This window comes from Sporomusa sp., assembly GCF_035561155.1.
In the GTDB taxonomy this organism is placed as follows: Bacteria; Bacillota; Negativicutes; order Sporomusales; family Sporomusaceae; genus Sporomusa.
In genome coordinates this window covers 1-23,119 of the sequence record NZ_DATMYD010000147.1, presented here as the reverse complement: position 1 = coordinate 23,119, position 23,119 = coordinate 1, and the positions used below count along the sequence as shown (strand labels likewise).

The 23,119-nt window shown below is 47.0% G+C and carries 22 protein-coding genes and 1 riboswitch; of the genes, 20 read left to right on the top strand and 2 right to left on the bottom strand.

The genetic code is table 11. The features are described from left to right. The first annotated feature begins 335 nt into the window (after positions 1-335). The 18 genes from VN447_RS19690 to codY all read left to right on the top strand — a co-directional run bounded on the left by VN447_RS19690 (position 336) and on the right by codY (position 18,604). Positions 336-989 carry a YkgJ family cysteine cluster protein gene (locus tag VN447_RS19690; RefSeq protein WP_325527502.1) on the top strand — a complete coding sequence of 218 codons (654 nt, stop codon included), beginning with the start codon at positions 336-338 and terminating at the stop codon, positions 987-989. Between the two features lie 244 nt (positions 990-1,233). Then, the gene (locus tag VN447_RS19685; RefSeq protein WP_325527500.1) at positions 1,234-1,578 is read left to right on the top strand and encodes a hypothetical protein; all 345 of its coding nucleotides are present in this window, start codon (positions 1,234-1,236) and stop codon (positions 1,576-1,578) included. Positions 1,579-1,773: 195 nt separating this feature from the next. Then, positions 1,774-1,858: riboswitch (cyclic di-GMP riboswitch) on the top strand. A 144-nt stretch (positions 1,859-2,002) separates the two neighbouring features. After that, entirely contained in the window at positions 2,003-2,161 is a 159-nt protein-coding gene (locus VN447_RS19680; RefSeq protein WP_325527498.1) for a hypothetical protein, read from the top strand. Between the two features lie 17 nt (positions 2,162-2,178). Then, positions 2,179-2,994: a methyl-accepting chemotaxis protein gene (locus tag VN447_RS19675; protein ID WP_325527497.1), complete on the top strand. Its 816-nt coding sequence runs from the start codon at positions 2,179-2,181 to the stop codon at positions 2,992-2,994. A gap of 225 nt (positions 2,995-3,219) precedes the next feature. Then, positions 3,220-4,506 carry a histidine kinase dimerization/phospho-acceptor domain-containing protein gene (locus VN447_RS19670; protein ID WP_325527495.1) on the top strand — a complete coding sequence of 429 codons (1,287 nt, stop codon included), beginning with the start codon at positions 3,220-3,222 and terminating at the stop codon, positions 4,504-4,506. Between the two features lie 74 nt (positions 4,507-4,580). Then, entirely contained in the window at positions 4,581-5,207 is a 627-nt protein-coding gene (locus VN447_RS19665; protein ID WP_325527493.1) for an ATP-binding protein, read from the top strand. A gap of 219 nt (positions 5,208-5,426) precedes the next feature. After that, entirely contained in the window at positions 5,427-6,359 is a 933-nt protein-coding gene (locus VN447_RS19660; RefSeq protein ID WP_325527491.1) for an ABC transporter permease, read from the top strand. A gap of 2 nt (positions 6,360-6,361) precedes the next feature. Continuing rightward, a complete protein-coding gene (locus tag VN447_RS19655) occupies positions 6,362-7,273 on the top strand; it encodes an ABC transporter permease (RefSeq protein WP_325527489.1) in 912 nt (303 codons plus the stop codon). Positions 7,274-7,285: 12 nt separating this feature from the next. Continuing rightward, positions 7,286-8,290 carry an ABC transporter ATP-binding protein gene (locus tag VN447_RS19650; RefSeq protein WP_325527487.1) on the top strand — a complete coding sequence of 335 codons (1,005 nt, stop codon included), beginning with the start codon at positions 7,286-7,288 and terminating at the stop codon, positions 8,288-8,290. After that, on the top strand, positions 8,290-9,267 hold the full coding sequence (locus tag VN447_RS19645) for an oligopeptide/dipeptide ABC transporter ATP-binding protein (RefSeq protein ID WP_325527485.1): 978 nt from the start codon (positions 8,290-8,292) through the stop codon (positions 9,265-9,267). The genes VN447_RS19650 and VN447_RS19645 overlap by 1 nt, the downstream gene beginning before the upstream one ends. 186 nt (positions 9,268-9,453) lie before the next feature. Beyond that, positions 9,454-10,242 (top strand): serine hydrolase, encoded by a 789-nt coding sequence (locus tag VN447_RS19640; protein ID WP_325527483.1) that lies wholly within the window; start codon positions 9,454-9,456, stop codon positions 10,240-10,242. 2 nt (positions 10,243-10,244) lie between these two features. After that, entirely contained in the window at positions 10,245-11,846 is a 1,602-nt protein-coding gene (locus VN447_RS19635) for a peptide ABC transporter substrate-binding protein (RefSeq protein WP_325527482.1), read from the top strand. Positions 11,847-11,894: 48 nt separating this feature from the next. Further along, complete coding sequence (locus VN447_RS19630) at positions 11,895-12,845, top strand: LD-carboxypeptidase (protein WP_325527480.1); 951 nt, start codon at positions 11,895-11,897, stop codon at positions 12,843-12,845. A gap of 42 nt (positions 12,846-12,887) precedes the next feature. Continuing rightward, positions 12,888-14,012, top strand: coding sequence for an amidohydrolase (locus VN447_RS19625; RefSeq protein ID WP_325527478.1), 1,125 nt, complete (start codon positions 12,888-12,890; stop codon positions 14,010-14,012). A 90-nt stretch (positions 14,013-14,102) separates the two neighbouring features. Then, on the top strand, positions 14,103-15,308 hold the full coding sequence (locus tag VN447_RS19620) for a phosphoenolpyruvate hydrolase family protein (RefSeq protein WP_325527476.1): 1,206 nt from the start codon (positions 14,103-14,105) through the stop codon (positions 15,306-15,308). Positions 15,309-15,489: 181 nt separating this feature from the next. Then, positions 15,490-16,707 (top strand): Tm-1-like ATP-binding domain-containing protein, encoded by a 1,218-nt coding sequence (locus tag VN447_RS19615; RefSeq protein ID WP_325527474.1) that lies wholly within the window; start codon positions 15,490-15,492, stop codon positions 16,705-16,707. A gap of 12 nt (positions 16,708-16,719) precedes the next feature. Then, complete coding sequence (locus tag VN447_RS19610) at positions 16,720-17,547, top strand: phosphoenolpyruvate hydrolase family protein (RefSeq protein ID WP_325527472.1); 828 nt, start codon at positions 16,720-16,722, stop codon at positions 17,545-17,547. 280 nt (positions 17,548-17,827) lie between these two features. Further along, on the top strand, positions 17,828-18,604 hold the full coding sequence (codY, locus tag VN447_RS19605) for a GTP-sensing pleiotropic transcriptional regulator CodY (protein WP_325527470.1): 777 nt from the start codon (positions 17,828-17,830) through the stop codon (positions 18,602-18,604). 191 nt (positions 18,605-18,795) lie between these two features. Here codY and VN447_RS19600 read toward each other — a convergent pair whose 3' ends face one another. Both VN447_RS19600 and VN447_RS19595 read right to left on the bottom strand, forming a co-directional pair. Then, positions 18,796-19,143, bottom strand: a complete 348-nt coding sequence (locus VN447_RS19600) for a DUF4870 domain-containing protein (RefSeq protein WP_325527468.1) — start codon at positions 19,141-19,143, stop codon at positions 18,796-18,798. Positions 19,144-19,376: 233 nt separating this feature from the next. Next, entirely contained in the window at positions 19,377-20,678 is a 1,302-nt protein-coding gene (locus VN447_RS19595; protein ID WP_325527466.1) for a methyl-accepting chemotaxis protein, read from the bottom strand. Positions 20,679-21,102: 424 nt separating this feature from the next. On the opposite strand from VN447_RS19595, the gene VN447_RS19590 reads away from it, so the two are divergent. Together VN447_RS19590 and VN447_RS19585 are read left to right on the top strand one after the other, a co-directional pair. After that, positions 21,103-21,888 (top strand): aspartate dehydrogenase domain-containing protein, encoded by a 786-nt coding sequence (locus tag VN447_RS19590; RefSeq protein WP_325527464.1) that lies wholly within the window; start codon positions 21,103-21,105, stop codon positions 21,886-21,888. A gap of 13 nt (positions 21,889-21,901) precedes the next feature. After that, positions 21,902-22,807, top strand: a complete 906-nt coding sequence (locus tag VN447_RS19585) for a D-isomer specific 2-hydroxyacid dehydrogenase family protein (RefSeq protein WP_325527462.1) — start codon at positions 21,902-21,904, stop codon at positions 22,805-22,807. Positions 22,808-23,119: the final 312 nt, after the last annotated feature.

Here is a 23,119-nt window from a genome sequence, read left to right as displayed (position 1 = left end):
CGCCTGGACAACCCTCTCTTTCATCTCTTGCCCATATCGTGACATTCCTTTTTTTCCTGACATGACAAAACCTCCAGTCGTAATTCTATCCTACAACTGGAGGCTTTTTCTTTCAATGTCCATTTTTCGCGGTTCAGTTCACAACCGAGTTGGCTTTTTTGCTAATGTTGCAGGATTTTATACTTATATGGTAAAATGTTGAAAAATGGGATACATAGCCATGAATCTGATACAAGGGAACCATCCCTGTAAGTCTATATACACTAGATGTTCTAACAAGGATGATATTAACTTTTGGGGTGAACTGTAGGGTAGGGCATACATTATCGAAAGGAATGGTTAAGCTGAAACTATTTTTTAACAAAGAAAATGAAGTAGATATTATCGGATTAAACAATAAATCTACTGTGCAGGACTTTTTCGATGCTGTCGATGAGTTTTTGACTGAGAATCCATTGCCATGCGATACCTGTAAGCAGCATTGCTGTAAAGGCAGATTTAAAATCAATATGGACAGTGTCAGCGCTAAAAAACTATCCAAAGGAAAGGTAGAGCGCATAATTCCAAAACTGTTTGTAGACGTAGGCCAAAATAAACTGGAGGTCTTCATGATCGCCGGGCACAAGAAATGCCGTTACCTGGACGGATTGGCGAGATGTCTTGTTTACAAAGAGCGACCGGCAAGTTGCCGTACTTATATTTGTATTCCTCAAAGTGCATGCTATAAAATCCTTGATGCGGCAATTGTTGCAGAAATGCATCATGCTATGCGAGCCGAATATCTTGATACGATTATAAAAGACCCGGCGACACCGCCAGGTGCTATTGAGCCAGCAAAAATATTGCGCCAAGAAGTAATAAGCGCCAGCGTAGCATACGGATGTAACAATTATAGCGAAATCTTGATTAAGGATTGTGTAAGATCTGATTTCGCGCATTCCAATGTGTCGCAAGAAGAAGTTCGTTTGTTTCATGAAATCATCAATTGAGTGGAGATTTAGCATAGGTCAAAAACATCCCCTCGGCCTTTTAGATAATAGTATATCTATTACATAGAAAGGTGGAGGGGATGTTTTATTTACGCTCAAGTGACAGCCTCCCCTAAAAATTACATCAGCCTATTAAATGATCTACAGCAGGAATTAGAAGGTCAGAAGGGTAATACCAGACAGCAGCCATGTGTTGAAGCTTCTCCCGTATAGCATACTATTAAATGAAAGGAGGGCGATGTGCGTGAAGTCAAAACCAAAACTTAATAAACCGGTTGATGCAACAGAACTGGTTTCCGTGCGCAGGCAATGGAACAGTTGGGAAATTGCCCAAGTATATGTTGGCGAGGTGTCCAACCCCCTTTGGGATCTGGTCAGTGGCGGCGTAAAGGAGTTCTCCCCGGAGGCTTTAATTTTTGGCTACATTTGGTGTGATGCCATCGTTTCAGGTAGTGTAGCGCATTCCTGTTTACATGGCACTGCCCCCCACAGCATAAAGATCTGTATTTTGCGAAAAGATAATTCGCCGCGAATCTACAACCATTTCTTGGCACTGGTAGGGCCAAAACCAGCAATTTGGCAGAGGTAGGCTGGAGGAAATGAGGGCAGAATCGGTTTCCTCTGTCGCAAAAGGCTCGGTGCATCTAGGTACTCCCGCCACCTTCTATATAATAGAGATATATCTATTACATAGAAAGGTGGCAGTTTTAATTAAAAATATGATCGTGACTTGTGCTTTAATGAAGGATATTAGAAAATTGTGTAGAATCTTGTCTATGACAAAATTTAGTATCGGCAAACCTTCCGAAAGGTGGGGACGCAAAGCCATGGGTCTAATGACACAAGTCAATGACTGCCAGGTTGCAATTTTAATGCAATCTGGTAGTTTTTTTATGGAAACGAGGTGTTCTAAAGATCGGGAAACCAATTATCACACAGACTACTTACAGCGGATGCCTGCAGCAAGCCGTTGGAATGTTCAAGCTTAACTTTATGAGTGGGGTGGCTAGCTAATGAGCGACAAAAAGCTAACTGGTGAAACATCTATAGAAGACTTAGAAGAGCTGCTCAAAGACTTACCTCGAATTGTAAAAGAACTCGAAGAAGAGCATTTAAAAAAAGAAATAGTAGTTGAAGAGCCGTCTTCTAATAGCCAGATACAAAAAAAATAAGCGTTGCGGAGGTTTCCATGTCTAGTTTAGATTCCCTTATTTATGCCGGTCCAATATTTCAAGCACTTTTCCCGATTGACTGCGAAGTACTTGTTACTGATGCAGAAGGCACTTTCATCGGTATATCTCATGCTAAGACCTTCTCGATAAAAGCAGATATAGGCAGTAAAGCCTTGCAAGGCGGTGCCATACAAGAAAGTTTGGCTGTTAAAAAACCGATTACGAAGGTTCTCCCGAAAGAAATGTATGGCAATACTGTAAAGTCGATTAGTTACCCCATTATTGAAAACGGCATGGTCCTTGGAGCCATAGCATTATTTATTAGTCTAACAAACCAGCAGCTATTACAACATACCGCCCAAACAATTGCGGCAACCTCTCAAGAAATAACTGCGACTTCGGAAGAGCTAGCAGCAACCGCGTCTACGCTTTCCAACACTTTAAATAACTTAGATAATTTAGGTCAAAATGTAATGAAAGAAATAAGTAAAACAGATGACATTCTAAAATTTGTCAGTGACGTGTCAGCAAATTCCAACTTACTGGGTTTGAACGCCGCCATAGAAGCTGCACGTGCAGGAGAGCATGGCCGGGGTTTTGCGGTTGTTGCGGAGGAAATCCGCAAAATGGCTGTTAATAGCAGTCAAGCTGTCAAGGAAATAAAAGGCATTATAAACAACATACAGTCCCAATCTTCTAAAATTATTGCCGGCGTTGGCGAGGCCTCAAGCCTAGGAGAACAACAGGCAGCTGCTTCGCAGGAAATATCTTCGGCTATGGAACAACTTGCACAAGCTGCAACTAATGTAGAAAAGATGTCCGAATTGCTGTAACCGGTTACAATACTGAATAGATCATTACCTTCTTACTAAACAAGCCACAGCCCATAGATACAAGACGGTAGTTGCATAAAGGTTAGACCCCTTTCAATTTTTCAAATGTCAAACTGAAAGGGGTCTAATTTTTACGTTCCTTAAGGAAGTAACTAAATAAAGGATTATTCAACAAACCTGGATAATTTTACTAAATATGGTTGTCTCTCTGGAGGAGGTATTGATATGTCATTAACTCGTCAGTCCTTGCCTGGTAATTTCTTGGGTAGCGAAATGGGTACTCTTATGGATAATATTGACTGGCACTCTACAGCAGTTGGTCCGGTAGAAACATGGCCTAAAAGCCTTCGCATTGCGGTTGATATTTGTCTTGGTTCCAAATTTCCCATGGTAATTTGGTGGGGACCAGATTATACCATGCTTTATAATGACGCGTATCGCCCTATGCTTGGACTTTCTAAACATCCACAATATCTTGGGAAATCGGGAAAGGATTGTTGGTCAGAAATCTGGCATATTCTAGGCCCGATGATGGAAACTGTGCTTCAAACCGGAAAAGCAACTTGGTCAGAAAACTTATTACTGCACTTGAATCGAAATAATTATATAGAGGAAACCTATTTCACGTTCTCTTATAGCCCGCTATTTAACGATCAGGGCGATGTATATGGTATTTTCAATGCTTGCACTGAAACGACAGGTCAAGTGTTAGGTGAACGTAGGCTAAAAACCTTACGATCAATGATAATAGAAGGCAAAACCGCTCAAGAAGTTGGTTTGCGAGCTATTGAAAAAGTGGCAGAAAATCCCCAGGACATTCCGTTTGCTATATTATACCTTATCAATGATGCGGAGAGTAAACTGACACTGGCAGGTATAACCGGTTTTAACAATGAGAATAATTGCCGCAATGAGATTGATCTTGCTTCTCCTATAAACCCTTTGGAGATGCATATGGAGAAAGTACTTTATTCCGGCAAGGCAGCGTTTGTTGATGATCTCCCTTCTGTATTTCAGGTTGTTCCGTACGGCCCTTGGGCAAATCCGCCCCAATTAGCAATTTTCCTACCTGTTACGTGTCAAGGGCAGGATCGGCTTTCTGCCATCCTTATATTGGGGATAAGCTCATATCTCGCCTTCGACGACGATTATAAAAATTTCTTTGATTTGATTGCCGGGCATGTAAGTACAGCTATTGCAACTGCGCGAGCTTATGAAGAAGAACGCAGAAGAGTGGAGTCTCTAGATGAGTTAAACCGGGCAAAAATTGATTTTTTTAGCAGCATCAGTCATGAATTTCGCACGCCCCTTACTTTGATGTTAAGCCCTTTAGAAGAATTGATATATAATAATGCTGAAACGCTCTCTCCCGAGTGTCGAGAGCAATTGCACATGATACAACGCAACGGACTGCGACTTCTTAAGTTAGTAAATACCCTTCTTGATTTCTCGCGGATTGAGGCCAAGCGAGTCAAAGCGAGTTATGTACAACAAAATGCATTATGCTTATAGCTATAGACGTTACTGAGAAAAAAAGGTACCTCAATGAAATTACAAAACTGGATCGTTTAAACATGGTGGGTCAAATGGCGGCGGGAATAGGCCACGAAATACGTAATCCTCTAACAACAGTTAAGGGTTATTTACAGTTATTTGAAAAGAAGAAACCTTTTGAGTCATATAGAGAGCAGTTTAATCTCATGATTGAGGAGCTAGATCGTGCCAGTGGTATAATTACGGAGTTCCTTTCACTAGCAAAAAATAAATTAATGCATCAGGAAAAATGTCACCTAAGCGAAATTGTCTCAAGCATAACTCCTCTTATTGAAACCAGTGCGATGTTAGAAAGTAAAACCGTGCTTTCGGAATTACTCTCAACATCCGCAATATTTGCTGATCCCAAGGAGATACGTCAGCTCATTCTCAATCTCGCAAAGAACGGATTAGAATCAATGGGAGCTCGTGGAACCGTACTATTAAAAACTTATGATGAGGGTGGTTGTCCGATCCTCGCTATTACCGATGAAGGTTGTGGTATTCCTTCAGAAATGCTGTCCAAGTTAGGCACGCCGTTTATGACCACAAAAGCCCATGGTACTGGTCTTGGCTTACCTATTTGTTATAGTATTGCAGATAGGCATAACGCGAAAATTGAGGTTAATTCAAATTCTAACGGCACAGAATTTCGTATATATTTCCAGCGCCATGTATAGAAAACCATCTCTTTTTCACAAGAAACCAGTACTTATAAGCGGTACTGGTTTCTGCTTTACCGGCCCACGGGCCAATTGAGTGAATAGCAGTTGCATAACTCCGGATACTTTTAGGAAGCATACATTCGAAAATATCCGGTAACCTGTGATGGAGAAAGGGATACGAATACATACAGCGAATATACATGTTTATCTGCACTGCAAAGGGGTGTACACAACTTGGCCCGATATATGCTGCACCGCATTTTTAGTTCATTACTTGTGCTACTGGCGATTATCACAATTACTTTCCTGCTGATGCACGCGATCCCCGGTGGTCCTTTTACTGGTGAGAAGAATATTCCTGCAGCGGTACTAAAAAATATTGAAGAACGTTATCGTCTGAATGATCCTTTATGGACACAATATGTGGACTACCTGGCTAATTTAATCCGGTTTGATTTCGGCCCCTCTTTTAAATACGCAGGCCGTACCGTCAATGACATTATTTATGAAAGCTTTCCCGTCTCCCTGCAATTAGGCGCGGTAAGTATCAGTCTGGCTGTTCTGCTGGGAATTCCTGCCGGGGCCATTGCAGCGCTTCGCCAGAATAAATGGCAGGACTATGTTACCATGTTGTTTGCAACAATTGGTGTTTCGGTGCCCAGTTTTGTCCTGGCAACCTTATTGATCTATGTATTGGCTATTAAGCTGCAACTGTTGCCGGCGGCGATGTGGGGCGGGATTGAATATCTAATTATGCCGGCCTTAGCCCTGGCCGCGCATCCGATGGCCTTTATCGCCCGTCTGACCCGCTCCAGCATGCTGGAGGTCCTGGCCCAGGATTATATTAAGACGGCGCGGGCGAAAGGGCTGCCCCAAACTGTTATCATGTACCGGCATGCGCTGAAAAATGCCCTGATCCCGGTCGTTACCTATATCGGCCCGATGACGGCCTCCATATTGACCGGCAGCTTTATCATTGAGACTATTTTTGCCATTCCCGGCTTAGGACGGCATTTTGTTACAAGTATCTATAACCGCGACTATACAGTAATTCTCGGCGTTACCGTTTTTTACAGCATATTGGTCGTCGGACTGAATTTAATCGTAGACCTTATTTATCCGCTACTCGACCCCCGGATAAAACTAGACGGGAAGCAGGAGGGCTGAAGATGCATTTGAATAGCGAATTATTTGAACCGATTGTCCACAGCAGCCCTGCCGAAACAAGCACTCGTCCCGGTACAACCTACAGGCAGGACGCCTGGCGGCGTCTGAAAAAAAACAAACTTGCCATGATCAGCCTGTATACCATTGCGTTTATCATCCTCGTGGCAGTGGTTGGTCCCTGGCTGTCGACCGTTTCCTACTCTGATCAAAATCTCAGTGAGACCAACAGGCCGCCTAGCGCCGGGCATTGGTTCGGCACTGACAACCTGGGCCGGGACTTGTTTATCCGGGTCTTGTACGGTGCGCGCATTTCACTGGCTATCGGCTTTGTGGCCAGTTTACTCAACCTTACCATCGGGGTTGTCTACGGCGGTATAGCCGGGTTTCTGGGTGGCCGGGTTGACAGAATCATGATGAATATTGTTGATATCCTGTATGGTATCCCGGTGTTGCTTTATGTAATATTGCTGATGGTTATTTTAAAGCCAGGGCTGACCAATATTTTTATTGCCCTGGGTATTGCGTACTGGCTGGGGATGGCCCGCATCGTCCGCGGGCAGATTTTAAGCTTGAAGGAGCAGGAATATGTTTTGGCTGCCCGGACCATTGGGGCCAGCAATTGGCGCATTCTTTTCCGTCATCTCATTCCCAACAGCATGGGCCCGATTATTATTACCATGACGCTCGCCATTCCTGAGGCCATCTTTACCGAGGCTTTCCTAAGCTTTATCGGCCTGGGCGTCGCTGCTCCCATGGCCAGCTGGGGCGTACTGGCCTCCGAAGGTGTTACCAGTTTACGGTCCTATCCCTTCCAATTGTTCTTTCCGGCCATGGCGATCAGCATCACCATGCTGGCCTTCAATTTTCTTGGGGACGGGCTGCGCGATGCGCTTGATCCCCGGGTGCGGCGTTAAGGGGGAAAACAAATGAAGCCGTTATTAGATGTGCAAGAATTAGCAGTATCCTTTGACACGTACGCCGGCGAAGTAAAGGCTGTAGACAGCATCAGCTTTCAGGTTTTTCCCGGGGAGGCTGTTGGCATTGTCGGTGAGTCAGGCTGCGGCAAAAGTGTGACTGCCCATGCCATTATGCAGCTCATAGCTACGCCTCCCGGCAGGTATACAAATGGGAAAATCCTTTTTGAAGGCGCTGATTTACTGCAGAAACCTGAGGCCGTAATGGAAAAAATCCGCGGTAATGATATCAGTATGATCTTCCAGGACCCAATGACGTCGCTTAACCCTGTGCTTACGATCGGGATGCAGATTGCCGAATCGTTACAGCTGCATCAACAAATGAACAAAGCGAGTGCGTACGTGCGCGCCGTGGAAATGCTGCGTCTGGTCGGTATCCCTGCACCGGAACAACGGATAAAAGACTATCCGCACCAATTCAGCGGCGGCATGCGCCAGCGGGCCATGATTGCCATCGCCTTAGCCTGCAACCCGAAGCTATTGATCGCCGATGAGCCGACTACAGCCCTTGATGTCACCATTCAGGCGCAGATTCTGGATCTGATGAAAGACCTGCAGGCTAAATTAAATACAGCCATTATTTTAATCTCCCATGACCTTGGGGCGATTGCCGGCTTATGCAGCCGGGTGATTGTCATGTATGCCGGTAAAATTGCCGAGGCGGGAACAGCCCGGGATATCTTCCATCATCCTCGGCATCCCTACACCTGGGGGCTCTTACAATCGGTGCCGCGCCTGGATTTTACACAAAAACAAACATTATCAGTCATCGAGGGGCAGCCGCCGGATCTTTTGCGGCCGCCAACCGGCTGCCCTTTCCACCCCCGCTGTCCCTATGCCATGCGTATTTGTGCAGAACAATATCCCGAAACAACAGCAGTAGGGCAGGAACATAGCGTGAAATGCTGGCTGCAGCATCCTGGCGCTCCCCAGCCTGCGCGAGAGAGGACAAGCTGATGGAACAGGACAATATTTTAGAAGTACGTAATCTGAAAAAGTATTTTACTGTCAGTACCGATTTCCTGGGACGCCCCACCGCTTACCTCAAAGCTGTCGATGATGTGAGTTTTTCTATTCGCAAAGGGGAGACCCTCGGGCTGGTTGGCGAGAGCGGCTGCGGCAAATCTACTACCGGACGCACAATTATTCATCTATATAAGCCCACCGCCGGCAGCATCCGGTTTAACGGGGAGGACATCGACAGCCGGACTGCCGGGAAACAGCTGCGGCGCCATATGCAGATGATCTTTCAGGACCCTTATGCATCGCTGAATCCACGCATGACGGTTGGCGATATTATCGGCGAACCCCTGGACATCCATGGCTTAGCCGCCGGTAAGGAACGGACACGGCGTATTATTGATCTGTTACAGATGGTCGGGCTAAATCCCGAATACGCCAATCGTTTTCCCCATGAATTCAGCGGCGGCCAGCGTCAACGGATTGGCATTGCCCGGGCGTTAGCGGTCGATCCCAGTTTTATTATCTGCGATGAGCCCATCTCGGCCCTGGATGTGTCCATTCAGGCCCAAGTGGTCAATCTACTGGAGCGTCTGCAAGCAGAATTGGGACTGACCTATTTGTTTATCGCCCATGATTTAGCGATGGTTAAGCATATCAGCAACCGTGTGGCCGTCATGTATCTTGGCAAAATTGTGGAAATAGCGACCAGTGGCGAACTGTACAGCCACCCGCAGCATCCTTATACACAGGCATTACTATCGGCGATAGCCATCCCGGACCCGGATGTAGAGGCCAAACGGGAGAGGATTCTCCTGGCAGGCGATGTTCCCACCCCCATCCAGCCGCCCTCAGGCTGCCGCTTCCGCACCCGCTGCCGCTACGCTATGCCGGTATGTTCCGAACAGGAGCCGACGCTTATCGATATTGGCGCCGGGCATCTGGCGGCGTGCCATTTACTGCATAAGACGTAACAGGAATTTTATTACAGCATAGCGAATATCCTAATGGGAACAGGCTTATCTGGGCTGCTTTATTTACTTTGCGTGAAGGAGCCGTTTATTGCTACCTTTTTATTGTAAATATAACCAGCTTTTAGGGCCAGCCGGTCTGTGGAAGCTGGTTTCTTTATTGCCGATATTCTTCTAAAGGAGTCGATTATGGAAAGATTGCGCCGAAAAATTGAGGCCGTTTTATCAACATACACCGGTCGCTGGGGGGTTGTCGTTGTAAATCACACCACCGGCGACAGGCTGGAACTAAACCCGGGAATGGTGTTTCCCGCCGCCAGTATGATTAAAGTTCCGATCATGTACGAGATTATGCGCCAGGCTGCCGCCGGTATGATTTCTCTGGAGGAAACCCTGGGTGTAACCAGCGGCATTACCACCGGTGGCGCCGGTATTCTCAAAGAACTGCGCCCGGGGCTGACGCTGACCGTCCGTGAGCTTGTTACCCTGATGATTATCCTTAGTGACAATACCGCCACCAATATGCTGATTGACCTTGCCGGCATGGATAATGTGAATAACACCATGACCGGTCTGGGGCTCAAGTCAACAGTGCTCAGGCGCCGGATGATGGATTTTGATGCCGCCCGGGCAGGCCTGGAAAATGGGATCAGCGCCGCTGACCTGGCACTCCTGCTGGCCCAGGTGCTGGACAGTACCATGCTGCCGCCCGCATACGGGGCTATGATGCTGGATATTTTAAAGCGGCAGCAAATCAATGATAAACTGCCCTTTTTTCTGCCGGAAGAGACAGTAATTGCTCACAAAACAGGCACTTTGCCGGGAGTCGAACATGATGCCGGAATCCTGTTCTTGCCTGATGGCCCTTACACCATCTGCGTCCTGTCGGCTGATCTTACGGCCAACTATCTGGGACTTCAGTTGGTGGCTAACATTGGTAAAATTGTCTATAATCACTTATATCTGAAGGAGGAATAACCATGTCGTGCAAAAAAATCTTTGCGGTCCTGCTGGTGATGACAATGCTTGTCACCCTGGCGGCAGGCTGCAGCAAATCGGGTAGTGGCAGTACTGAGCAGGTGCTTCGTTATGCCCTGGAAGCGGAGCCGTCGACCCTGGACCCGGCCAAGTCCACAGGCATCCCCGAGTCATTGGTAGAGGTACAGGTTTTTGAAGGGTTGACGCGCCTTGACGCCAAAGATCAGCCGGCACCAGGCGTAGCGGAGAAATGGGACGTCTCTGCCGATGGGATGAAATACGTGTTTTACTTACGTCCTAACGCCAAATGGTCCAATGGCGAACCGGTGACAGCTCAGGATTTTGAGTTTGCCTGGAAACGGGCTTTGAACCCTGAATTCGCCTCAGAAAATGCCTATATGTTATTCCCGGTTAAAAATGCGCAGGCTTATAATGAGAAAAAAGTGACGGTCGATCAGGTCGGTGTAAAAGCTGTCAACGCCACTACGCTGGAGGTAACGCTGGAGAAGCCTACCGCGTATTTCCTCAGTTTAACGGCCTTCCATGCCTTCTATCCTGTTAACCAGAAGACAGTAACCGCAAATCCTGATAAATGGGCGCTCGAGGTCAATGCATTGATTGGCAACGGTCCGTTCAAAATAAGTAATTGGGTTCACAGCGGCAAAATTGAATTTGTAAAAAATGATCAATACTGGGATGCTGCTGCCGTAAAACTGACCAAAATGGAATGGCCGATCAGTGATTCTCAGGCCACCCGCTTGGCGATGCTGGAAAACAATCAGGTCGACATGATGGTCGAGCCGCCAGTGGTAGAACATGACCGGCTTACTCAAGCCGGGCTGCTCAAGATTTCACCCTATCTCGGCATATATTACTATGTGTTTAATACCCAGAAGGCTCCCTTTGATAATGCCAAAGTCCGCAAGGCCCTGGCTCTGGCTGTTAACCGGGAGGCGCTGGTTAAAAATGTAATCAAAGGCGGTAAGAAGCCGGCCTATGCCTGGGTGGCGCCCGGGCTTGTAAATCCGGCTACAGGTAAGGATTTCCGCGAAGAAGGCGGCAATTATACGACCGAAGACATCGCCCAGGCCAAAAAGTTGCTGGCCGAAGCCGGCTATCCTGACGGCAATGGGTTGCCACCGGTTACCCTGTTGTTCAATACTAGTGAAATGCATAAATCGATTGCCGAAGCCATACAGGAAATGTGGAAACAAAATCTGGGTGTAACCGTCAGTTTAACCAATCAGGAATCCAAAGTGTTCTTAGAATCGCGTCAACAAGGTGAGTACCAAATTGCCCGGGCCTCGTGGGTGGGTGACTATGCTGACCCGATGACGTTTATCGATGTATTCAAGGACCCCACCAACAATGCAAAGTATAATAATCCGGCCTATAATCGCCTGGTAGAACAGGCTCAGTCCACCAACGACCAAAAAGTCCGGATGCAGGCCATGCACGATGCCGAAAAAGTTCTTTTTGATGATGCGGTCATCATCCCGATTTATTATACAACTCAGCCCTTTGTTGCAAAACCTTACGTTAAAGGCTATTTTTGGTCAGTGCTCGGGCTGGCTGATTTCAAATCAGCATACATTGAAAAATAGAGGCTGTACATGTCTATAGGCCAATTCTTCGATAAGGAGACCGATTGCATGAACTCTATTTCCCAAATTAAGCCCAGGCCGCTCCGGTCAGGGGATACGATCGGCGTAGTTGCTCCCGCCAGCCAGGGCGATCCCGAATTGGCCGCGGCGGGAATACGCTGGTTGGAAGAGCAGGGTTTCCGGGTACAACCGGGCCTAAGCACGAATCAGTCGCTGGGCTATCTGTCCGGTCCAGATGCCGTACGGGCTGCCGATATCAATGCGATGTTTGCCGCACCTGATATTGATGGTATTGTGTGCCTGCGAGGCGGATATGGCACCATGCGGCTGCTGGAACTGCTGGACTATGAGATCATCCGGACCCATCCCAAGGTATTTGTTGGCTACAGCGACATCACAGCCTTGCATGTAAGTATTGGCCAGCGTACCGGCTTGGTCACCTTCCACGGACCCATGGTGGCATCAGATATGGGCAAAGACATGCCGGCTTACACCTGGGATTACTTTTCCCGGGCTGTCACCGGCTCTGAACCGCTCGGCCCGGTTATCAATCCGCCGCTCGCGCCGCCGCCTGAATGGATCGTGCCGGGAGCAGCCCAGGGCTACCTGACCGGGGGAAACTTAAGCCTGATTGTAGCGACACTGGGAACCCCCTATGAAATTGATACCTGTGGCAAAATTCTCTTCCTCGAAGAGGTCGGTGAGGCGCCCTACCGCATTGATCGCATGCTGACCCAGTTATTACTGGCCGGTAAACTGCAGGCTGCGGCTGGGATTGTGTTTGATGTGTGCGCCGACTGCGCGATCGAGGCTAAACCACCCAGCTTCAGTGTGGCCGAAGTACTGCAGGACCGTTTAGGTGGCTTACAAAAGCCTGTCCTTTGTAATTTGTTCTTTGGCCATACTGCCGACAAAGCCACACTGCCGCTAGGAGTCATGGCGACGCTAGACACCGGCGCAGGCGGACTGGTAATTATTGAAACCGCTACCTCTGCATAAGGAAGGGGCCGCTTAAATTGTCGATGGAGCAATAGGAGATAGATGATGGATAAACAAGCCTTAAAAAAACAGGCTATGGCTGTAGTGGACGCTATGGCTCCCGAACTCAGGGAAATCAGTCTGTTTTTGCACCAGAATCCTGAACTCGGCGGCAATGAATATCAAGCCGCCCAGCTGCTGAAAGCAGCAGCAGAACGCCGTGGTTTTACTGTGAAAGCAAACATCAGCGGTTATGAAACAGCCTTCATTGCCAGCAAGGGGAATAACGGCCCTAAAGTTGCTTTTTTAGCCGAATATGACGCGCTGCCGGGACTCGGGCACGCCTGTGGCCACAATCTGATTGCGGCTATGAGCTGGGGCGCCGCAGCCGCGTTTGCGGCCGTAGCCGGTGATCAGGCTGCTGCTTATCTGATTGGCTGTCCGGCGGAAGAGACCACCGGCGCTAAAGTAGACATGGCACTGGACGGCGTTTTTGACGGGTTAACGGCAGCGCTCATTATTCATCCTGCCGACAATAACGCTATGGGGGGGACCTCCTACGCGACCCATCCGTTACGGGTGACTTTTCACGGCCGCCCGGCACATGTCGCCAGCAAGACCGATAAAGGCGTCAATGCGTTGGACGCCCTTGTCATGTTCTATCAGGGGATAAAGACGCTGCGCCAGACCTTTACCCAGGAGACCATCTTAGCCGGAATTATTACCAAGGGTGGTACGGCGCCCAATATTGTGCCTGACCAGGCTGAAGCCAAGTTTACCGTACGGGCCTTGTCCTCTCACTACCTGGAAGACACTGTCGTTCCCTCAGTACGGCGACTGGCCGAAGGAGTGGCCCTGGCTACCGGCACTACAGTAGAAGCCGTACATTATGAACCATTGTATAAAGAATTAATCAACGACTCACGGCTGATGGAATTGTTTCAAAATAACATGGCCCTTCTGGGTGAAACAGTAACCATTCTCGAACCGGCAGACGCGGACGGCTCTACCGACGTCGGCAACGTCAGCCATGCGGCGCCTACCATCCATCCTGACATCAGCATCGGCAGCAACATTACAGCCCATACCCCGGAATTTTGCCTAGCGGCGGGATCAGAGTATGCGCAACAGCGGATGTTGGTGGGGGCTAAGGCAATGGCCATGACCGCCATTGATTTACTTTCCTGACGGTGTTGCTAGCGGTAGGCTTATTTATCCTGTTCGTTTTATTTATTGCCTCTTTCTACATCTTCCCCTCACACGAAAGGATGGGCTAAAGTGGCTTTGCAACGGGAGCAAGTATTGGATAAACTGAAAACCCAGATAAGAGTAAGCGGACACGTCATCGGCGTGGCTGTGGGAGCAGGGATTACGGCAAAATATGCGTTAAAAGGCGGAGCAGATATGCTGCTTGCCCTTAATTCGGGCCGGTTTAGACAAATGGGTCAAAGCTCGCTGGCCGGCTGGCTGCCATTTGCTAACTGTAATGAGATGGTAATGGAGTTTGGCACGCGTGAGATCATCCCTGTTGCCAAAGACATCCCGGTCATTTTTGGGCTGAATGCTACCGATCCAACGATAAAACTGGAGCAATACATCGACGTAATCAGTGCACAAGGCTTCTCCGGTATTAACAATTTCCCTACTGTGGGCATGATTGGCGGACAATTCAGGGAAGCGCTTGAGGAAGAGGGTATTTCTTTTGAACGGGAGATTGAGGCCATAAGAATTGCCCATAACAAGAACTTATTTACCCTTGCCTTTGTTTTTGATGCCCGGCAGGCACAGGAAATGTCAAAAGCGGGCGCAGACTTAATATGCGCTCATTTAGGTCTTACAAAGGGCGGCTATATTGGAGCAAAAAAAGTATTGTCGCTGCAGTCAGCGAAATTAATTGCCGATGAAATTTTTACTGCCTGTGACGAAGTTAGCACCGATACCATTAAAATGATCTATGGAGGACCGGTCAAAACCCCTACAGATCTTAGCTTTATGTATAATAACACAAAGACGATGGGATATATCGGGGGCTCATCTTTTGAGAGAATACCCTCAGAAGACGCTATCACCAATATAACCAGGGCTTTTAAGAAAACAGGATATATTGAGCAGGATGAGCTCCTGGTAAAGATGATTGAGGGCGTTAAGAATCACTATGACTATGTCGATTTTGTTAAAGAATATGTCTCAGTTAATTACATGAATGAAGTCTTATTCTCGGATCTCGCGAAGGTTGCCCATATTTCCAGGTCGCACTTAAGTGCCTTGTTCAAGAAAGAGGTAGGGTGTACATTTCCTGAGTATTTAGCCCAATTTAGAATCAGTAAGGCTAAAGAAATAATGAAGTTTAACAACATTCAACTAAATGAAGTGGCCAATATGGCCGGATTTAAGGACTACGCGCATTTCAGCAAAACATTTAAAAGACTAACTGGAATCCCACCGGAAAAATATCAAATACGACTTAAAATAGGTGGAACTTGAACGCCGCTTTTCATTCTGACGAAGAGGGAATGAAGAGCGGCTTTACAATTAGTTAAAACAATACATAAACACATGAATATCGGACAAATATACATGGAAATTTGTCTGAATATACGGTAATATTTCATTAACAGGAAAATTTCAATAGGCAGCCGACAACATATCATGAGGAGGGGTTAGGATGAAAACAGTTGCTATTGCCGGAACGTTTGACTCCAAAAGTCTCGAATTTGGTTATCTGCAAGAGATTATTCAAAGCCTGGGCTTGAAGACTTTCATGATTCATACGGGCGTGTTTGAGTCGAATTTGCCAACAGATGTTTCCAATGAAGAAATTGCCGGAGTTGTGGGAGCGGATATCAAAGAAATCGCGGCTAACAAAGACAGAGCTATGGCGACCGATGTACTTTCCCGGGGGCTGGAAAAATTACTGCCCAAACTCTATGCGGAAGGTAAGTTCGACGGCGTAATCTCCTGCGGCGGGAGCGGCGGGACCTCACTGGTTACCCCCGGCATGCGGGCGCTGCCAATCGGTGTGCCGAAAGTTATGGTTTCTACTGTAGCCGCAGGCGATGTATCCATGTACGTGGGAACAAGCGATATCTTTATGTATCCCTCCATTGTGGATGTTGCCGGCTTAAACTCCATCTCGACGAAAATCTTTACCAATGCAGCGCTGGCCATCGCGGGAATGATAAAGTTTGAAGTGAATAAAGTGCTGGAAAAGAAACCACTGATTGCTGCCTCCATGTTCGGGGTGACGACGCCGTGTGTCAACCAGGCCAGAGAGTATTTAGAACAGCAAGGCTATGAGGTTTTAATCTTCCATGCGACAGGAACGGGTGGCAAAGCCATGGAGGGTTTGATCAAGGACGGCTATATTGAAGGAGTTTTTGACATTACCACAACCGAGTGGTGTGATGAACTCATGGGTGGCAACATGGCAGCAGGAGATAAGAGACTGGAAGCTGCCGCCCTCAGTCACATACCGCAAGTTGTTTCCGTCGGCGCTTTGGATATGGTGAATTTCGGACCGATTGCCACTGTTCCGGGCAAATATAACGGACGTAATTTTTATAAACACAATCCTACGGTGACCTTGATGCGGACCACTGTCGATGAAAACAGGCAATTGGGCTTGGCGATTGCCGAAAAATTAAATATGTGCAAAGCGAAGGCGGCTTTACTGCTGCCACTGCAAGGCGTTTCGATGATTGATGCCCCCGGACAGCCCTTTTATGGTCCGGAAGAGGACGCCATGTTATTCAAAACGCTCAAAGAGAACATCACCAATCCACTGGTTGAAATCATCGAAGTCGATGCGAATATCAATAATATTGAGTTTTCTACTGCAGCCGCACAAAAATTAGTTGAGCTGCTACAAGAAAAAAACAGGTAGGAGGCGTTTTTTATGTTGCCAACCAGAAGTGAAGTATTAAAAAAATTAAAGGCCGAGATTGCTGCCGGTAAAATCATTGTGGGCGCAGGCGCCGGGGCCGGCATATCGGCCAAGAGCGGCGAAGCCGGCGGCGTGGATTTAATTATAATTTATAATTCTGGGAAATATAGAATGGCAGGCAGGGGATCGCTTGCCGGACTGCTATCCTACGGCGATGCCAACAAAATCGTTGTGGAAATGGGTGCCGAGGTACTCCCGGTAGTCAAGCACACCCCCGTTTTAGCTGGCGTGTGCGGCACTGATCCATTTCGCATTATGGAAGTGTTTTTAAAGCAGCTAAAAGAGCAAGGCTTTGCTGGCGTTCAGAACTTCCCTACAGTAGGACTTATTGACGGCGTATTCCGGCAAAACCTGGAAGAAACCGGCATGGGATACGATTTGGAAGTTGAGATGATCGAAAAGGCACATGAACTCGATATGGTGACTGCTCCCTATGTATTTGATACTGAGCAAGCTGTAAAAATGGCTAAAGCCGGCGCCGATATCCTCGTTGCCCATATGGGCTTAACGACCAAAGGCACGATTGGGGCTCAAACAGCCCTGACGCTTGATGATTGTGTTGCCAGAGTACAGGCCATTTGTGATGCCGGCAAAGCGGTAAATCCAGATCTGATTGTTTTATGTCATGGCGGTCCCATCGCTGAACCGGAAGATGCTCAATATATCATCGCCAACACGCATGATGTTGAAGGTTTCTTTGGCGCTTCCAGCATTGAACGGTTTGCGACAGAAGTGGGGATCAAGCAACAAACGGAGGCTTTCAAGGCGATAAAGAAATAGAAATTTTGACTCGACAGTCCATAAGTGTTATAGTAAATACAGCATGTAAGCAAACGCAGCGTCAGGATATACGGAAAACTATATAACCAAATCACTGGTAATGGCGAAAAATAGTAGAACTCCTGCCAAATCCTGTCGGATATGGCAGGAGTTCTGTAGGTTTATGAGAAATAGAGTATTAAATGTTAACAAAAAATCAGGGATGGTGATCCGAAAGGAACAAATCATAAAGGATTTACACAGACATATAAAATTATTTAGGGAAAGGCGGGCTTATACCGTGACAACATTATTAAAACAGACGAGGGAAATAAATCGGCTGCTCCAAGAATCTGAAAGGGTGGATTACAATAAGGTTACCAAGCTGCTCAGCGAGCTTATAGCAGCTAATGTTTATCTAATTGACAGAGAGGGTGCAATTCTCGGCCACGCTTTGTTTGAAAGCTTTGAATGTGGTATCATACTGGAAGATGTGATAGAACAAGGTCAGTTTCCGGAAGACTACATGAAAGTACTGCGAAGTGTGCGCGAGACTACCAGTAATATTCGTCTCGAGAATGGGTGTTGTGTATTTAGTGAGCAACTGAAATGCCATGTTGGGGAAAAGTACTCCCTTATTGTTCCTGTTGTTGGTATTGGTAAACGACTGGGGTCTTTAGTCATTGCAAAGTTTCATGTTGAATTTACTGAGAATGATCTTATGCTGGCTGAGTATGGTGCCACAATGCTTGGTATGTACTTGCTCCGGGGCAGGGTGGATAAACTGGAGGATGATACGCGTAAGAGAACTACCGTACAAGTCGCTTTAAATACGCTTTCCTATTCCGAGCTTGATGCGGCAGTAAATGTCCTGAGTGAACTTGATGGAGATGAGGATTTGATTGTGGCCAGTAAGATTGCTGACCGTGCCGGAATCACTAGGTCGGTCATTGTCAATGCCTTGAGAAAACTTGAAAGTGCAGGTGTGATTGAGTCCACATCGCTTGGAATGAAAGGTACAAATATAAAGATTCTCAATGAATATCTGATTGAAGAGTTAAAGAAGAAAAAACACTAAAATGCGGAGAGTTTAAGAAAATCTTTAGTACAAACTAAATCGAAATGACAAAAACCCGCGAAATTCGCGGGTTTTTTTTGAAGATAGACCACTCCCTGCGTTTAGTTTTATATGTGAAATCACATATAAAACTAGCATTCTTAAGGTTTGTTGTGCGGTAGGCTATGAAATCATCCCAGTTTCTTAGTCGTTTATAGCTTATTTACCAGTTTTTGAATCAACGGATACTCATAAAGCTGGCCGTCGACTGCTTTGATTGCAGCGAGGATCGAGGTTATAACAAGTAGCAGCCAAAGAATGGCCATCACTGGCAACAGCAGCAGCCCGATCAGCAGGGTACATAGCAAGCCGGTAGCTATTGAAGCGGCTAAAATCACCAAATGGGCAACTAAGGCCTGCTTGGCGTGTTCATAAACAAAGGGGTCATCTTTCTTTAGTAAAAAAATAACCAGCGGAGCAATAATGAAGCCAAGTCCTCCTAATAAATATGCCAAATGTGCCAAAATCGCCAGTAATTTTTGTTCTCCGGTAATATTCATGAGAGATACCTCCTTTTTATGCAGTAAGTTGTTATCTATTATATTCTTCGTGCTTTTCTGCGGTGTAAAAAAGTATTATTTGTCGTTGCGGAAAATAATACTTTTTTTCTTAACCACTGACACAACGGAGCATTAAAAGTTCCGTTGTAAGAAATAACCCCGCGGTTGCGCGGGGTTATCCTAATTGAATAAATATCCGGTAGCATAAAATTGCTGGACTACTTGCGGACAAATCAGGCTAGTTTGAATTTGGCTACTGCATCCTGAAGTTCTCCTGCCACCTGATTAAGCGAGGTGGCATTGGCTGTGATTTCTTCGACAGAGGCGTTGACTTCCTCGGCGCTGGCTGCGGTTGTTTCCGTTGCGGCCGCGGATTGTTCAGTCACGGCAGCCACATTTTGCACCACTTCTTTCAGGGCATTGGAAGCCTGCGCCTGCTGCCCGGCAAGCTGCGTGACAACAGTCACTTTATTGATGGTGGACGAAATGTGTTCGTTGATGTCACTAAAGCTGGAGTTGGCCTCATGGATAGTTGTGACACCATTGGCAACCGCTGCTGTTGCTTTGCCCGACTCACTGACTACTTTCTCGATATCATCCAGCATGTCATGGATAATGGTGCCGATTTGCGCGGAGGCCTGGCTTGACTGCTCGGCAAGCTTTCTTACTTCCTCGGCTACAACCGCAAATCCCCGGCCATGCTCGCCGGCTCTCGCGGCCTCTATGGCGGCATTAAGTGCCAGTAGATTTGTCTGCCCGGCAATAGCGTTAATTATCTCCACTATTTCCCTTACTTGCTGAGATTTTGTACTAAGGTTGCCGGCCAGGCCGGCATTGATTTGCGTAGTATCGGCAATGCCCTGGATCACTTCGGTTGCCCGGTGTATGGCTGTCTGGCCTTTTTCGGCTGCCGTTCCGATGGCTTGAGCATTCTGGTTTAAGGCTTGCATCTCTTGGGAAACGGCACCAGATAGATCACTGAGTTCGGCTGTCCGGCTTGCGGCATTTTGCATCATACGCCCCGTCTCTTCCGCCCCTTTGGCGACTTCTCCCGCCGTTTGGGCCACCTGGCTGACCGCCCGCCCGACTTCGTCGGTAGAGGCTGACAACTCTTCACTGGATGAAGAGATCAGCTGTACATTGCTCTGGACTGTGCCGACAATACTTCGCAGGTTTTGTACAGTCATGTTGATTACAGCAGAGAGTTGACCGATTTCATCCTTCGACTTATTGTTGATGACCAGGGTTAGATCGCCTTGTCCCAAACGGGATACTTCCTTGGTCATGACGTTAAGTGGCTGGAATAAACGGCCAATAATCAGCCAGGAACCGACTCCGACGATAATAAGGGCGACGAGCAGCACCAAGGCGCTGCTTTTGATACCGGAATATATTCCGTTCAGCATCTCCATGCTAAGTGTTGTGTCGTGGCCGGATGATTGATATACGGTATACAACTGCAGCGCACTTACCAATAAAGTGGTGATAAGCAAGGACGAAAGCATAACCGCAATAATTTTGTTTTTAATACTCATACTTCTGACACCTCCGCTAAGACGTATTTTGCTAAATATAATATAATACTTCTATATTTGGCAGCATTTACCTGCCAGAAATCTGCTAGAATTGACATATTTAAACATAAAAATCCGGAAGCTGGTCCGGATTTTATATTTGTAATATGACTTTTCTGGATGTGAACCGCTAAGGTGTTGGTAAAAAATCAGCTCGTACAGCTTGCAGCAAGTTACTGTTACCTCACCGTGTAACAGTTGATTGTCCGGTAGTCGAGCTGACCGTGAGTGCCACAGACAGGTACATTGACACGAAGGCAAATTATACCCTCGCAGGATAAACATGTTAGAAGAGGGAATAATTCGGTAAAGCATTTAAAGCTTCTTTCAAGGGGCAATCCTGTCCCTTCATCTCATCTTAATAAACGTGAAAAAGAGGTATACCATGGAAAAAAATAAATTAGCACTTATCGGCTGCGGCTATCTTAATGAAATCGTAGCAAACGCATTGAAGGCCGGGTATCTGCCAGAATATGAACTTATTGCCGTTCTGGGAAGAGACTACGGTCGCGCAAAAGCATTCGCTGAACGCCACGGCTGCAAGGCCTGTGCCGATATTGATGAACTTATGGTGATGAAGCCTGATTTTACGGCTGAAGCAGCATCAGTAAAATCCGTACAGGACTACAGTGAAACAATATTGAACGGCGGCTCAAACTTCGTTGTGCTGTCAATCGGCGCCTTTGCCGACCGTGAATTTTACGAACGCATAAAAAATACCGCCGCTCAGAACAAGCGCCGCGTATACATCGCCAGTGGTGCCGTAGGCGGCTTTGATGTTTTGCGTACAGCCGCGCTGATGAGCCCGATTACAGCGTCCATCGCCGCACAGAAAGCGCCTGCTTCGCTCAAAAATACACCGCTTTTCACTGATGAATTAATGGATATCACAGTACCGCAGCAGGTATTCAGCGGTACAACCAAGGAAGCAATAGCCATCCTGCCAACCAAAGTAAATGTGGCAATTGCTACCGCCCTTGCCAGCGCCGGTCCGGAGAATACAACCATGAGTATCAAAGCCGTGCCAGGCTTCAAAGGCGATGAATACAAGATTGAAATACAGGGCGAAGAAGTACACGCCGAACTCAACATCTATTCCCGTACCAGCGCAATTGCCGCCTGGAGCGTAATCGAAGTTTTGCAAAATGCCGTAGCGCCGATTGTATTTTAGGAGGTCTCATGCAATGTTTAAAAAATTAGTTGCCATAGAACCAGTAAGACTGATTCCGTCAGCTCAGCAGAAACTCCATGATTATGCAAAAGAAGTAGTGCTGTTTGATGACGTTCCGCAGGACGATGCGGAAATAATCCGTCGCATCGGCGATGCCGATGCTGTACTGCTCAGTTATACCAGCCGTATAGAAAAGAACGTACTTGAGGCCTGCCCCGGCATCCGCTACATCGGCATGTGTTGCAGCCTATACTCCGAAGCAAGCGCCAATGTAGATATTCGCACCGCCCGCGCCAGAAATATAACAGTCTACGGCGTCCGCGATTACGGCGACCAGGGCGTTGTCGAATACATAGCAAGCGAACTTATCCGCTATCTCCACGGTTTCGGGGATAAACAGTGGCAGGAACTGCCGGTAGAGCTTACCGATTTAAAAGTCGGCATAGTCGGCCTCGGTACTTCCGGCCAGCTGATTGCCGCCGGCCTTCAGGCACTGGGAGCCGATTTATATTATTACAGCCGCACCCGCAAGCCGGAACAGGAAGCAAAAAGGATCAAATACCTGCCACTGAAAGAACTGCTGAACACAGTTGATGTCGTCTGCACCTGCCTGAATAAAAACATCATCGTACTCCATGATGAACAATTTGAATGGCTTGGCAATCACAAAATAATGTTCAATACCTCTATCGGTCCGTCGCACGATATTGCCGCCCTTGCCAAATGGCTTGAACACGGTGATAACGAATTTTTCTGCGACACCGCTGCCGCTCTAGGCGATGATACCGGTAAGCTTCTTGCCAACCCCCATGTAAACTGCATGAACAGATCGTCCGGTCTCACCAGACAGGCCTTTGACCGCCTGAGTGAAAAGGTATTGAAAAATATAGAAACATTTCTGAACGAGAATAACCTATAAACGCGGGGTTATTACTCTTTTTAAAGTGCAGGTTAACTGCATTATAAATGAAGTGAACAGGCTATTCCCGTGTCAAGAAAAGTCATAATGGTTTTGCGGATTCTTCTTTAGAATGGTTCATGGAGATGTGACTATACAGTGGCAGGATATGCGTGATATAAGTGAATAGGTTGACTCAAGAGAACCGTCCGAAACCACTGAAAAAGTCAAATATAAAGCGATATAGTCCCATTTTTGGTATAATATAGGTAGATATAAATGACGAAAGTTGGGGCTCTCGTATGTTTAAACTTAAGCCGAAACAATTGAGTC

Excerpts from the sequence above, each read along its gene's own strand:
- VN447_RS19640 (WP_325527483.1), top strand. The coding sequence starts at position 9,454 with ATGGAAAGATTGCGCCGAAAAATTGAGGCCGTTTTATCAACATACACC.
- VN447_RS19670 (WP_325527495.1), top strand. The coding sequence starts at position 3,220 with ATGTCATTAACTCGTCAGTCCTTGCCTGGTAATTTCTTGGGTAGCGAA.
- VN447_RS19600 (WP_325527468.1), bottom strand. The coding sequence starts at position 19,143 with ATGAATATTACCGGAGAACAAAAATTACTGGCGATTTTGGCACATTTG.
- VN447_RS19650 (WP_325527487.1), top strand. The coding sequence starts at position 7,286 with ATGAAGCCGTTATTAGATGTGCAAGAATTAGCAGTATCCTTTGACACG.
- VN447_RS19655 (WP_325527489.1), top strand. The coding sequence starts at position 6,362 with ATGCATTTGAATAGCGAATTATTTGAACCGATTGTCCACAGCAGCCCT.
- VN447_RS19675 (WP_325527497.1), top strand. The coding sequence starts at position 2,179 with ATGTCTAGTTTAGATTCCCTTATTTATGCCGGTCCAATATTTCAAGCA.
- VN447_RS19595 (WP_325527466.1), bottom strand. The coding sequence starts at position 20,678 with ATGAGTATTAAAAACAAAATTATTGCGGTTATGCTTTCGTCCTTGCTT.
- VN447_RS19585 (WP_325527462.1), top strand. The coding sequence starts at position 21,902 with ATGTTTAAAAAATTAGTTGCCATAGAACCAGTAAGACTGATTCCGTCA.
- VN447_RS19690 (WP_325527502.1), top strand. The coding sequence starts at position 336 with ATGGTTAAGCTGAAACTATTTTTTAACAAAGAAAATGAAGTAGATATT.
- VN447_RS19625 (WP_325527478.1), top strand. The coding sequence starts at position 12,888 with ATGATGGATAAACAAGCCTTAAAAAAACAGGCTATGGCTGTAGTGGAC.
- VN447_RS19680 (WP_325527498.1), top strand. The coding sequence starts at position 2,003 with ATGAGCGACAAAAAGCTAACTGGTGAAACATCTATAGAAGACTTAGAA.
- VN447_RS19610 (WP_325527472.1), top strand. The coding sequence starts at position 16,720 with ATGTTGCCAACCAGAAGTGAAGTATTAAAAAAATTAAAGGCCGAGATT.
- VN447_RS19665 (WP_325527493.1), top strand. The coding sequence starts at position 4,581 with ATGGCGGCGGGAATAGGCCACGAAATACGTAATCCTCTAACAACAGTT.
- VN447_RS19645 (WP_325527485.1), top strand. The coding sequence starts at position 8,290 with ATGGAACAGGACAATATTTTAGAAGTACGTAATCTGAAAAAGTATTTT.
- VN447_RS19590 (WP_325527464.1), top strand. The coding sequence starts at position 21,103 with ATGGAAAAAAATAAATTAGCACTTATCGGCTGCGGCTATCTTAATGAA.
- VN447_RS19635 (WP_325527482.1), top strand. The coding sequence starts at position 10,245 with ATGTCGTGCAAAAAAATCTTTGCGGTCCTGCTGGTGATGACAATGCTT.
- VN447_RS19630 (WP_325527480.1), top strand. The coding sequence starts at position 11,895 with ATGAACTCTATTTCCCAAATTAAGCCCAGGCCGCTCCGGTCAGGGGAT.
- VN447_RS19615 (WP_325527474.1), top strand. The coding sequence starts at position 15,490 with ATGAAAACAGTTGCTATTGCCGGAACGTTTGACTCCAAAAGTCTCGAA.